The sequence below is a fragment of the Spirosoma harenae genome, from assembly GCF_054776975.1.
In genome coordinates, this window is the sequence record NZ_BAAHBD010000002.1 from 261,675 (window position 1) to 274,580 (window position 12,906).

General features: G+C 45.1%; 11 protein-coding genes. 3 read left to right on the forward strand and 8 right to left on the reverse strand.

Annotated features, from left to right (window positions below):
• Window positions 1–110: 110 nt before the first annotated feature.
• Window positions 111–656 carry a dTDP-4-dehydrorhamnose 3,5-epimerase gene (rfbC, locus tag ACYVE4_RS01515; protein ID WP_460995034.1) on the reverse strand — a complete coding sequence of 182 codons (546 nt, stop codon included), beginning with the start codon at window positions 654–656 and terminating at the stop codon, window positions 111–113.
• A 511-nt stretch (window positions 657–1,167) separates the two neighbouring features.
• Between rfbC and ACYVE4_RS01520 the strand changes: the two genes are divergently transcribed.
• Window positions 1,168–3,210, forward strand: coding sequence for a T9SS type B sorting domain-containing protein (locus tag ACYVE4_RS01520; protein WP_460995035.1), 2,043 nt, complete (start codon window positions 1,168–1,170; stop codon window positions 3,208–3,210).
• A 278-nt stretch (window positions 3,211–3,488) separates the two neighbouring features.
• Window positions 3,489–3,722, forward strand: a complete 234-nt coding sequence (locus ACYVE4_RS01525) for a hypothetical protein (RefSeq protein WP_460995036.1) — start codon at window positions 3,489–3,491, stop codon at window positions 3,720–3,722.
• 59 nt (window positions 3,723–3,781) lie between these two features.
• Here the strand turns inward: ACYVE4_RS01525 and ACYVE4_RS01530 are convergent, their stop codons facing one another.
• The 7 genes from ACYVE4_RS01530 to pgi form a co-directional block, all read right to left on the reverse strand.
• Window positions 3,782–4,186 (reverse strand): hypothetical protein, encoded by a 405-nt coding sequence (locus ACYVE4_RS01530; RefSeq protein WP_460995038.1) that lies wholly within the window; start codon window positions 4,184–4,186, stop codon window positions 3,782–3,784.
• 141 nt (window positions 4,187–4,327) lie between these two features.
• Window positions 4,328–5,284, reverse strand: a complete 957-nt coding sequence (locus ACYVE4_RS01535; protein ID WP_460995039.1) for a GDP-mannose 4,6-dehydratase — start codon at window positions 5,282–5,284, stop codon at window positions 4,328–4,330.
• Between the two features lie 171 nt (window positions 5,285–5,455).
• Window positions 5,456–6,742 carry a nucleotide sugar dehydrogenase gene (locus ACYVE4_RS01540; RefSeq protein ID WP_460995040.1) on the reverse strand — a complete coding sequence of 429 codons (1,287 nt, stop codon included), beginning with the start codon at window positions 6,740–6,742 and terminating at the stop codon, window positions 5,456–5,458.
• A 302-nt stretch (window positions 6,743–7,044) separates the two neighbouring features.
• Entirely contained in the window at window positions 7,045–7,575 is a 531-nt protein-coding gene (locus ACYVE4_RS01545) for an NADPH-dependent FMN reductase (RefSeq protein WP_460995041.1), read from the reverse strand.
• 21 nt (window positions 7,576–7,596) lie between these two features.
• A complete protein-coding gene (locus tag ACYVE4_RS01550; protein ID WP_460995042.1) occupies window positions 7,597–8,163 on the reverse strand; it encodes a precorrin-2 dehydrogenase/sirohydrochlorin ferrochelatase family protein in 567 nt (188 codons plus the stop codon).
• A gap of 114 nt (window positions 8,164–8,277) precedes the next feature.
• Window positions 8,278–9,177 carry an outer membrane beta-barrel protein gene (locus ACYVE4_RS01555; RefSeq protein WP_460995044.1) on the reverse strand — a complete coding sequence of 300 codons (900 nt, stop codon included), beginning with the start codon at window positions 9,175–9,177 and terminating at the stop codon, window positions 8,278–8,280.
• A 148-nt stretch (window positions 9,178–9,325) separates the two neighbouring features.
• Window positions 9,326–10,984, reverse strand: a complete 1,659-nt coding sequence (gene pgi / locus ACYVE4_RS01560; protein ID WP_460995045.1) for a glucose-6-phosphate isomerase — start codon at window positions 10,982–10,984, stop codon at window positions 9,326–9,328.
• Between the two features lie 241 nt (window positions 10,985–11,225).
• Between pgi and ACYVE4_RS01565 the strand changes: the two genes are divergently transcribed.
• Window positions 11,226–12,890 carry an ArnT family glycosyltransferase gene (locus ACYVE4_RS01565; RefSeq protein WP_460995046.1) on the forward strand — a complete coding sequence of 555 codons (1,665 nt, stop codon included), beginning with the start codon at window positions 11,226–11,228 and terminating at the stop codon, window positions 12,888–12,890.
• The last annotated feature ends 16 nt before the right edge of the window (window positions 12,891–12,906 follow it).

The window sequence follows — 12,906 nt, forward strand, 5'->3', positions numbered from 1 at the left end:
ACCCTATAATATAATACAGAAAATAGTGTTTTTGCTATTCTATACACAACAAGAATGATAAAGAATGCTTGAAATCTTAAAGTAGAAAAAAAAGTAAAACAGATAAAAGATTAAACAACAACTTGCGGAAAAATATCTCGTAATAATTTCAATTCCTGGTCCTTCACTGATACTATTGGATCCTTAATTCCCCAGTCGATATTCAAATCTGGGTCATTCCATAAAATGCCTGACTCTGAAGTTTTATTATACACGTTTGTACATTTATAACTGAAGATACTATCTTCTAAAGCAACAAATCCATGAGCGAATCCTTCAGGTATATAAACTAAATTTGAAAGCTTTGCATCCAATAAAAATGTTTCATATTGACCAAAAGTTTTTGAATCAGGTCGCAGGTCAACGGCAACATCCAGTACTTGTCCACTAATGACACGCACTAATTTCCCTTGAGCAAAAGGTTCTTTTTGCATATGTAAACCACGCAAAACCCCTTTAACTGAAAATGATTGATTGTCTTGAACGAACTCTGTGGGCAATCCTAGCGATGCAAAGATAGGTTCGTTATAAGATTCAAAGAAATGGCCACGTTCATCGTTAAATATGCGTGGTGTTAATTCAATTAAACCTGCAATTGCGGTCTGTCGGACTTGCATAATGTAGCTTACTGTTAATTATATGATAAAATTAGGATATAGTACACTTATTAACGACTTTATTTAATAGCAGAATGTAAGCGATAGTTAGTTTAGGACGACGAAACTAGCTAAGTTTTTTTATTTTTGCTATTTATGATAAATAAAAAGAATGTATGCTATGAAATTTATATTATTAACTTGTATTGTCCTATTTTTTGGTATAATGCTTTAGTTTTTCAAGACTGATATGAGTTAACTGCTGTGACTTTGATTGGTTAAGTGAATTTAGAAAGTACGAAAAAATAGAATAAATTTCAAAAACAGGCCAAAAAGGGACCATTCATATAAAAATATTTAACACGTGTATAAACTATACCTTTTTCTCTGATAAGTAGATATATATTCAAATAGCCCCACCCTAATTTTGACTGTTTGGTATTAGGGTAAGGCTAACGAATCAGTCAGCTGATAAGAGGCTTTAATGTGATGGTAGTATAGATAAAAAATGATTAAAAGAAGTATAGTTTCTATGCGCATTTTCACTAAGTTTTCGATATTAATCTTTATAGGTTATAGCTTTTTTCTAGGCTTTTATGAAGCTAATGCGCAGTGCTACGTTTGGAGTAGTTGGAAGAAAAAGGATATAAATCAAGCGTATGGTTCAATCTCCTTAGGGGAAAAGGAAATAGCTGTGACAATGTCTACAAACTATCCTTTCGATTTGACAAATCAGATATACAGATTTGATGTATTCAATGCCTTCAGAGGGTTTTCTACCATCCCAAACTCAACGGTGCCTAATACGTCATGGACGGAACAAACAGGCGTTATGGGCAAAACAACTCTTTGTTTTTCTGAGCCCATAACGAATTTAACTTTGTTAATAGCTTCGTTGGGTAGAGGTGGTATAGGTGCTACAAAAGTTTCTTTAAATTTTTCCAATCCTTATACTGTCCTGTATGATGGCGGCAGGATAAATTATATCGATTCACATTCACTAGAAGGAGAGGAGGGCAATACGATTATTACATTTCCAGGAACTTTGTCTTGTTTAACCATATACTCTGACATTAATGAATTTGCTAATATTAATTGTGCTATTTCTTCGCCATTTATTAGTATTTATGAAAAAGGTAACTGTAGCGTTCCTTTAGTGGCTAATGGAGCAGCCTCCTATAAATGGAGTGGAGGAGATAGCCCTACTAGTGCCCGGAATACTGTTCGAGAAAGCGGAATCTATAGTGTTACGGCAGTAGATCAGAATGGCTGTATAGCAGTTGCTGAAAAACAGGTAGAGGTTCCTAAAAATGTATTAAGAGGGACAGTTACAAAGACGATTTGCAAGGGAGAGGCTTATCTAGGTTATCGGACAGCTGGTAGCTATGTCGATACATTAAAAACGGCGGAGGGGTGTGATAGTGTCCGAACGGTTAACTTAAATGTGGTAGAAAAGCCTGTGCCCGTTTTAGAAAATAGTTACCGGATTTGTGAAGGACAAACTGCCCAGCTAAGCCCAACACTAACGCATGCTACAGGCAGTTCAACTTATGAATGGTCGACAGGTGATACAAGTTCACAGATTTCTGCTAATAAATCCGGAGTTTACAGCGTCACAGTTTCCAATGGGATTTGTTCCAATATAACCTCTACTAGCGTAACGGTTGCCAAGCTGCCAGCTCTATTGGCCGATGCAACAATTTGTAAAAATGAGCCGCTGGCAGCAGGAAGTATAGAAAATAACCTCAAGTACTTATGGGAGCCTACGGGAGAAACGACAGAAACAATTACGCCGATCCAAACAGGAACGTATACTGTAAGGGTGACTAATGTGTTCAATTGTTCCGCAATTCGCACATTTAATGTGTTGGAAAAGCCAGTACCTGTTTTGGAAAAGCATCATCTGATTTGTGAAGGAGAAAGCGTAAGGCTGAGACCAACGATAACACCTTTAGAGGTAAATCCTGTTTATAAATGGTCAACGGGAGCGACAAGTTCAGAAATTAAGGCAAATTCGTCAGGATTATTTAGTGTCACAGTTACTAATGGGATTTGCGCGAATGTAGCTTCCACAAGTGTGACTGTAGCTAAATTGCCTACTGTTTTGCCAGCTGCGACGGTTTGTAAAAATGAACCTGTTTCGGCAGGAGGGCTGAATGATAATCTTACCTACTTATGGGAGCCTACAGGTGAAACTACCGAAGTTATCAAGCCTGGGCAAGCCGGGACCTATACCGTAAAAGTGACCAATGAATATAACTGTTCTTCTATCAGGAGATTAGAAGTTACAGATTGCGTGACAGAGGTGTTTGCGCCGGATGCGTTTACGCCTAATCTTGATCAGCTCAACGATACGTTCAAATTTATTATTACGCATGGCATTCCGTTAAAACTAGCAATTTATAATCGTTGGGGAGATGCTGTGTATGCTGACGAAAGCGATAATCCGGAATGGGACGGTACATGGAAAGGCAGTGACTGTCCGAGTGGGCAATATGCTTATCGATTTTTTTATAAGTCTTTAAGTACAGGAGAAGTACTTGAACGGCGGGGGACTATTTCGCTGATTAGATAGAGGCTAACATTGAAACATACTGTTGCTTCGTCACTGGACTATAGACATTGGGTACGACCATCATTCAATTCCATTTTAGTTGTTTTTTATCAATAATCCGTAATAAAAAATCCCCTCATTTGAAGAAAGGTCGTCAGCTCACTTCTCGGCTAAATCAGTTAATGCAAAGGGAAAAAAGAAGGTAAGACCCTATTTGGATTCATTTGGCTGATTGATTCACTAAGCTTTTATATTTATACTTGCAGAATAATTATATAATCTCCTTTTTAGTCAAACATATGTACTCGATAAAAGAAAATAAATTCTCCGTTTATAAATATATGGTTTTAATGAATGGTACCTATGTACGCCAGTTTCGTACAAAGCAGGAAGCTGAAACGTATATAATTGGGATGCCACACACCGCTTTAACTCCCATTATTCCCGCTCAGCATATGGCTACTGATCACATTAATCCAAATCAATTGACTAAAGATCGGGATGATAAAGCGGGTCGCATTTTAAGGTATTAGCATTTAGTTTACGCTAAAAACAAACCCATTGCACTGGCAATGGGTTTGTTTTTTAGCACTTACTCGGTTGAAATAAACTCCGGTTCTTCGGCAATGTAATAGCCCTCAGTTAAAACTTTTTGAATAATCGTTTCGTCTGCGGTAGAATTAGAGGGTACAATCAGATTTAATTTGCCCAACTGCTTTAGAACCTCCTGTGGAATGGCTGAAATATCGTCTGATTTCGGTGTCCACTTAATTCGAACATGCCGTTTAGCTTCTTTCGAATGGTATACTTTGGTACTTAAAAGAATCCGGTAAGCTCCAGGTTCAATTTTTGCCATGATAGCATCTTCGCATTCTTGTAATTCTCCCCAGACCGATTGCGTTTCAGGGGGGAAGGATACCAAATCCAAGCTTGGACATAAAGAGACGATCAGGGTATTTCCCTGGCCGACATAGACTTTTGGATTAATAGGTTGCATGGTTTTAACAGGTTGATATGGAATCTGAATAGGAAAGATACCGTATTTGAATGGCAATTGTGAGGGGTTTTTATATCTTTTGCACTATTACAAATCGATAGTGGGGTGCCATTTTATGATTTTCACTTGTTGGGTAGCCTACTAAATCGCCCGAACCATATTTGCTATCCCTTCCTGCAAGCTCACGGCTGGCTGATAGCCTAGCTGCTGTTTAGCTTTGGTCAAATCGGCCCAGGTGTGGGTGACGTCGCCAGTACGGTCGGATTGGTGAAGGATGATCGCTGGCTGGCCAGTTACGGCTTCCATGGTATCGATCAATTGCCGGACGGAGATATGAGTGCCGCCACCAATATTATAAACCTCAAATCCATTGATGTGAGAAATGGCTTTGCTGATCCCCTGAACAATATCGGCTACGTACGTATAGTCGCGGCTGGTGCCTTCGCCGTAGATCGTAATTGGGCGATGTTGTAGCAAGGCGTTCAGAAATAGTGAAATGGCCATGTCGGGGCGCTGCCGTGGGCCATAGACGGTAAAAAAGCGTAGACAGGCCGCTTCGAGGCCGTATTGATCGTGATACTGTCGACACAGCTGTTCGGCCTGGTATTTAGTGACGGCGTAGGGGGAAATGGGTTGTAAAGTCTGATAGTCTTCCCGTAAGGGTAGAGGAGCGGTTTCGCCGTAAACCGATGAGGAGGAGCCGTAAATGAGTTTTCGAATACCCGCTTTTTGCATGGCTTCCAGCAGGAGTTGTGTACCCGTTACATTGACGTCGGTGTATTCCGCAGGCCGCTGAAGCGACTGCTGAACGCCGGGTAAAGCGGCTAAGTGAATAACGACATCAATTGGGTACTGTTGAAAAAGAATTTCTACCTGAGTTGTATTGCGAATGTCACCTTCGTGCAGGTAATAGGCTGGATTCGTCAGATGAGGTTGGACATTCCGACGTTTCTGCTCGGGATCGTAATTCGGATAAAAATTGTCCAGCACATGAACCGTGCACCCTACTGTTAGCAGATAATCAGCCAGATGTGATCCAATGAAGCCAGCTCCGCCCGTAATCAGAACATGGTTAACGAAGTTGTCAGGTGCGGTCAATCGATTACATGTAGGAAGTTTGATTGGCTAAACTACATACAAAACTGAATTTAAACGAACGTTTCTTTCGAAGTACCTGTCCATACGTAGATCTACAGGTGCATATGGGCAAAACTAAAATGCGTGGATACGCAGAACCGTCATTTCGACTGGCCAATGGTTAACCAATAGTTACAGACGCATATCGACTAAATCTCGGTCGAAATAGGACTTTACGTCGAACACCACGGATTTTTCATCTCGTTTCAAGCTATTGATATCGAGTTCCAGGAACTGTCGGTGCGAAACGGCTACGATAATACCGTCATACGTATGCGCATTGATGCCTTTCTGCAACATGATCCCGTATTCCGCTTCCACGTGATCCGATGACGCCCAGGGATCGTAGACATCCACCTGAATGCCAAAATCAATGAGCTCCTCGTAGATGTCGACGACTTTGGTATTTCGGGTATCGGGGCAGTTTTCTTTAAAGGTGATGCCCAAAATCAGCACCCGGCTGTCCTGAAGAAGTAAACCGTTGGCAATGAGTCGCTTTAAGAGCCGTTTGGCGACGAAGCCACCCATGCCGTCGTTGACCAGTCGACCCGAAGCAATGACCTGCGGATAGTATCCCAGGCTTTGGGCTTTGTGTACCAGATAATATGGATCCACACCGATGCAGTGACCACCGACAAGGCCGGGTTTAAAAGGCAGGAAATTCCATTTGGTACTGGCAGCTTCCAGTACATCGTTGGTATCGATGCCCATGCGGTCGAAAATCAGGGCCAGTTCATTCACGAACGAAATGTTGATATCGCGCTGGGCATTTTCGATGGCTTTGGCAGCTTCTGCAACCCGGATCGAGGGGGCGCGGTACGTACCGGCTTCAATGATGGAGCTATACAAGTGATCGACGAAGCCGGCCGTTTCTTCGGTCGAACCGGAGGTAATTTTACGGATTTTCGTTAAGGTGCGTACTTTATCGCCGGGGTTGATACGCTCAGGGGAGTAGCCACAGAAAAAATCGCGGTTGAATCGGAGACGACTGTATTTTTCCAGAACGGGTACGCAATCTTCTTCGGTGCAACCCGGATAGACCGTTGATTCATAAATGACGGTATCGCCTTTCTTGAGCAGTTTGCCCACCGAAGCGGAGGCTTTCCGCAGATAACTTAAATCCGGTTTTTTAAACTTGTCGATCGGGGTGGGGACCGTAATAATGAAGACTGTGCAGGGCTGTAGGTCTTCAATATCCGCCGTGAAGCCTAAACAACGGGAATCCTGGATTTGCTCTGTCGTGATCTCCAGTGTTTCATCGTAACCTTCGATCAACTGGTCAATGCGATCGGGGTTAATATCAAAGCCAATGGTTGGATACTTTCGGCCGAATTCTACGGCCAGAGGGAGACCAACGTAACCTAATCCGATAATGCCAATTTTAACGGTTTCTCGAGCGTTGAATAGACTATTTTCCATATTGTTGAAGTAAGTACATGATTGACTGCTAACTGAAGCCGGTTTAAACATTTCATGACAAAACAAATGCTCGTCCGGTTAAGAAATTGTTTAAACGGTTTAAAAAACCTTCTTCTTCTTTTCTGTCAGCTTTATCAATTTACTGTGTACAAGCGTGCAGTTTTGATGCCGAACGCAGAGTAAATTAGTGATTTTTACTCAATAAGATTGGCAACAGTGCGTTAAGTCACTTACTTTAAGATATTTTGCAGAAAGAATAGGACGATGGCTGTATAATTGGTATAGTTAGCCAGGGAAGTTGACTAATTAATCGCCAGTTTTAGAGCCGCGACCACGCTCTGCAATTCTTGAGCCGTTTTTTCATCGGTGAGTCGGCCCTGGGCATCCATTTTTTGCCGGATGAATGGAACAATGAGCGAAGTGCCTTCAGGTAATTTTGCGGTCAACACAGCCATGGTGTGAAAGAGTAGTGCGTGTGCCCGCGAACCACCCATATCCGAAGGCCCTGCGCTAATGACACTAACGGGTTTATCGACAAACTCACCCGATGAAGCCATCCAGTCGAGCATATTTTTCAGTACACCCGGCATGCCGTGAATATATTCGGGCGTACAAATCATCACGGCATCGGCCTGGCGAAGCTGGGTTCGTAAAGCACTAACGGATTCAGGCGCTGGATCAACATCTCGTTCGGGACTGAAATAGGGTAGATCGTCCAGACCATTATACAGCGTGATCGTAACGTCGGGAGGAGCCAGTTCGGTGGCTGCCCGGAGGAGGGACGTATTGGTTGAATTAGCCCGAAGGCTACCCGAAATAGCGAGAATGTGCATACAAAATGAAACGCTTATTTGTTAGCGCAACACCTTGGTGATCTCATTAAGTTTCTCCAGTTTCTGCTGGAAATCGCCTTTGAGCTGGTTCCGGATGGTGGTTAGGTTATCAAGGGTTTCCTGCAGGCTGTCGGGTAAAATTTCCTCCAGGACTTCACGGAATCGTTTGGCAAAGGTGGGCGATTTACCGTTGGTGGAGATGGCAATTTTGAGGTCGCCTTTTTTTACGACGGAACTTAGGTAAAAATCGCACAGGTCGGGCGTATCGGCTACGTTGACCAGAATCCGGTGTCGTTTGCAATCGATCTGAACCTGATGATTGACGGCTTTGTCATTGGTACCGGCAATGACTAAATCTTTGTTGGATAAATAAATTTCGTGATACGGTTCCTGAATGAGCTCTAGTTTGGGAAATTGCTGGGCGAAATCCCTGATTTCAGGCCGGATCTCGGGAGCGACCAGCGTAACATGGCCATCGGGCGAGTTGCTTAGTACGGCCGTTAGTTTTTCCAGGCCCACATAGCCCCCGCCAACAATCAAAATATGGAGATGTTCAGCCTTGACGAAGATGGGAAACAGCGTGTTCATAAAAATAGCCGAAAGTCGCCAGTCGATAGTGGTTTATGAAGTAGGTTAGCAGGGCCAAATCTACTTGACAAACCGACACTATTGACTGACGACTAGCTACTTTTGCCTATTTTTTTAGAATTTAAAGCCGACGCTGGCGCTCAGGATTCGGCGCTGCGACCCGTTAAAGCCGGTCGAAGTCGTCGTACCATTGGTCGGATTTTTGATCGCATCGCTCAGGCCGTGGTGGTACGTCAAATCAATCAGCAGGGGGCCAATATCAAAACCGAGCTGACCGAGGCCGTTGAATGTGCCGCTTTTAATTTCGGAGTTGCTCAGGTTGAAGTTGCCGCTGCTCGAACTGATCCGGTTGGCGTATTCCAGACCAACCTGTAATCGTACGGCTGAAATACCCCGATCCGATTCGACCAGTTTGAAACCTAAATAAACCGGAATCTGAATGTACTGGATGTTGATCTGATCCTGAATGTTTTGCGCTGATTGGCCGTCTCCACGGGTAAAATAATTAGAGCTTGACGCAAAATATTCGCCCCCAATCTGACCAAACAGTCGGCCACCACCCCGGACAAAGAAACCCGCCTGATAGCCTAAACGCCCTGATAGATCACCGCCTGTATTGACGCTTTCCCCTTTCAACTTGGTCGAGTTCAAACCGGCGTAAATGCCAAACGCGAAGTTTTTGTAACCTTTCTGGGCTTTCTCGCGGGTGGTGTAGGTCTCCGTCGAAGTCGTCACCGTCGTCGTTGTCTGCGTGTTATCCGCTGGCGACATGGTATTGGTTGAATACGTACTGTTGCTGCTTGGATTGACGCTGTTGGTATTTGTGCTATCCGACATGGTATTCGTCGGCGTCGTGCTGCTCATCGAATTCGACGAATTCATGGAATTGGTCGAATCCGTAACAGTCGTTGTGGGCGTTGTGGCACTCGTTGAGTACGTGGTGGTAGTCTGTTGGGCATGCGCCAGGCCGAGACTACATAGGCATACAGCCAGTAGAGAGAATTGCTTTTTCATGTCTTTTTTCGTTGAGTGATATAAAAAAAGGTGTAACCGAAATTACACCTCTTTAACCCTTTGTAGGGGCTAATGTTTGATCGACTCTTGATTTTGTGGAATAGTTATGCTTCTTTCCCCTATAGTGAAATTTTGAGAAAACCTTCCGTTAGCCCTGTCGCATCGCCTTAAACGCATTCATCAGACCATTCGTCGAACTGTCGTGCGTGCTGACCGGAGCGTCGTTTTGAAGCTCGGGAAGTATTCGGCTGGCGAGTTGTTTGCCCAGCTCAACACCCCACTGATCGAAGCTGAAAATGTCCCAAATAACGCCCTGGGTAAAGATTTTGTGTTCGTACATGGCAATCAGACTACCCAGTGTGCGTGGTGTAAGCTGCCTAAACAGAATCGAGTTGGTGGGCCGGTTGCCCGAGAATTCCTTGAACGGGGTGAGTGCTTTGATCTCTTCCTCACTTTTGCCTGCTTTTCGCAATTCGTCGGCGGCTTCGGCTGCGGTTTTGCCGTTCATCAGGGCTTCGGTTTGGGCGAAGTAATTGGCCATCAGAATTTTGTGATGGTCGCCAATGGGCCGTTGGCTAATAGCCGGGGCCAGGAAATCGCAGGGGATAAGTTTGGTACCCTGGTGAATGAGCTGATAAAACGCGTGCTGTCCGTTGGTGCCGGGCTCTCCCCAGATAATCGGCCCCGTTTGGTAATCGACAGGATTTCCGTCACGATCCACCGATTTGCCGTTGCTTTCCATGTCGCCCTGCTGAAAATACGCGGCAAACCGGTGCATGTATTGATCGTAGGGGAGAATTGCTTCGGTTTGGGCACCGAAAAAGTTATTGTACCAAATGCCCACTAACGCCAGAATAACCGGCAAATTTTGCTCAAGCGGTGTGTCATGGAAGTGGGTATCCATCGCGTGAGCACCCTCTAATAGCTCCTCAAAGTTGTCGAAGCCAATGTAGAGCGCGATCGAGAGACCGATGGCCGACCAGAGTGAGTAGCGACCGCCGACCCAATCCCAGAAACCAAACATATTATCGGGGTCAATGCCGAATGTTTCGACGGCCTTCTGATTGGTCGACAGAGCCGCAAAATGTTTGGCAATGGCCGTTTCGTCTTTAGCCGATTCCAGAAACCACTGCCGGGCCGTTTGGGCGTTGGTCATGGTTTCCTGCGTGGTAAACGTTTTCGAGGCAATCAGAAACAGGGTGGTTTCGGGCCGAACGGTCTGTAGCGTTTCGTAGATATGCACGCCATCGACGTTCGAGACGAAGTGTACGCGCAGTTTTTTGTCGTCTGCATAGGGCTTCAGGGCTTCGGTCACCATAACCGGACCCAGATCCGAGCCGCCAATGCCAATGTTCACCACGTCGGTAATGGCTTCGCCCGTATAGCCTTTCCATTCGCCCGAGCGAATCCGCTCCGTAAACGATTTCATGTGAGCCAGCACACTGTTTACCTCCGGCATCACATCGGTTCCATCCACCAAAATGGGCGTATTGGATCGATTCCTGAGCGCAATGTGCAGCACGGCGCGATCTTCGGTCTGGTTAATTTTATCGCCCGAAAACAGTTTACCGATGGCACCTTTCAGTTCCGCTTGTTCTGCCAATTGAATCAGCAGGGAAAGCGTTTCGGCGGTGATGCGGTTCTTGGAAAAATCGAGCAGAATATCCTCGAACTGACGGGAGAAGGTCGTAAATCGCTCAGGGTCTTCGGCAAATAAATCCCGTAAGTGACGATCTTTCAGATCAATGTAATGCGCCTGGAGTAGGGAAAAAGCAGCTAAATCGGTGAATCGATGATTGACAAGCATAGATGTTTCAGATTTCAGGTTTCGGGTTTCAAGTTGGAGATTAAAGATTTGAGGTTAGCGTTCCGCAGAGAATGCCTGCGTTGGCAACTGCTACGGCGGACCGGTTGAAACCTGGAACCTGAAACTTGAAACTCATTTTCGTCGGCGCGAATATCGTGAATCCCGGCAATCTTTTTTCGGCTATTTTTGCCATTCTTTTGTAGCATTTGTGCTGCTTTTGTTTCGCTGACTACATTACTGAATGAATCAAAAACTTTTCTATTCGCTTGTGCTAGCGGCACTGGGGATCTTATTTTTTGTCCCGTTTCTAGGAGGGGTACGGTTGTTCGATTGGGACGAAATTAACTTTGCCGAATGCGCCCGGGAGATGATCGTACTGGGCGATTATCTCCATGTTCATATTGACTTCAAGCCGTTTTACGAAAAGCCGCCCTTGTTTTTCTGGATTCAATCCATCATGATGAATCTGTTCGGCATCAACGAATTTTCTGCCCGACTTCCCAATGCTATTTGCGGAATCATTACGCTGGTGTACCTCTATCACATTGGCCAGAAACTGCACGGTCATCGGTTTGGGTTGCTGTGGTCGCTGGCTTATCTGGGTTCGCTGTTACCCCATCTTTATTTTCGTTCAGGAATTATTGATCCGTTTTTCAATCTGTTCATTTTTAGTGCTTTAGTGAATCTGATTTTTGCTTCCTGGAAGCGTGAGCGGCTCGGCGGGGCCATGACGGTACCCAAGCCCGAATGGACGTACGTATTGATCGGCGGTTTCGTGCTGGGGCTGGCAATTCTGACAAAAGGGCCCGTGGCTTACCTGATCGTTGCGCTGGTCTTGTTTGTCTATTGGCTATTGAACCGGTTTCGGTGGTTCATTACGCCCGTTCAATTTATCGCATTTTCGGTGGCCGCTTCGGTAGCATCACTGATCTGGTACGGGCTTGATATTTACCTGCATGGACCCGCGCTGGTTCGTGAATTTCTGGCCTATAATATCCGGTTATTTAGCACGCCCGATGCCGGTCATGTCGGCTTTCCGGGCTATCACTTTATTATTCTGCTGGTAGGCTGCTTTCCGGCATCGATCTTTGCGATTCGGGCGTTTGCACCGTTGTTTATCGAGCGCAACTATCAGCGCGATTTTCGGCAGTGGATGCTGATTTTGTTTTGGGTGGTGCTGATTTTATTCAGTATTGTTCAGTCCAAAATTGTTCATTATTCATCGCTTTGCTATTACCCACTCACCTACTTCGCAGCACTGACCTTGCTTCAACTGGAGGAGCGAAAAATACAGTTTAACAACTGGTTACGAGCGGGATTGATCGTTATCGGCGGTATTTACGCACTGGCCATCGGGGGATTGCCGCTACTGGCTCGCCGGATGGATATTGTACGGAAGTTTGCTGATCAGGATGCGTTTTCGCAAGGGAATCTGGACGCCAACATCGACTGGCCAATGTGGACGATCATCCCCGGTATTTGGTTGTTGATTATTCTGATTCTGGTGATTCGCTGGTACAATCAATACGAACCTGGGCAGGCATCGGTCGTCCTGTTTGGGGGAATGGCTGTCTTTATTACACTGGCTCTCTGGGCGGCTATTGGCCGGATTGAAGGCATTTCTCAGGCGGCTGCCATGCGTTTCTTCGAGCGGGCACAGGGGCAAAATGTGTACGTGAAAACGTATGGCTATCACAGCTACGGCCCCTATTTCTACACGCAGAAACCGGCCGTTACAAACCCGAATTATTACAATAACGACTGGCTTCAGCATGGTAAGATTGACAAAGATGTGTGGTTTATTCGGCATGCGTCTGAGAGCCCCACGCACCTCGATTCACTGCCCGACGTTAAGAAAATAGGCCAGGAAAATGGATTCGTCTTTTATCGGCGGCTAGCCAAATAAGGCAATTCGACCGGAT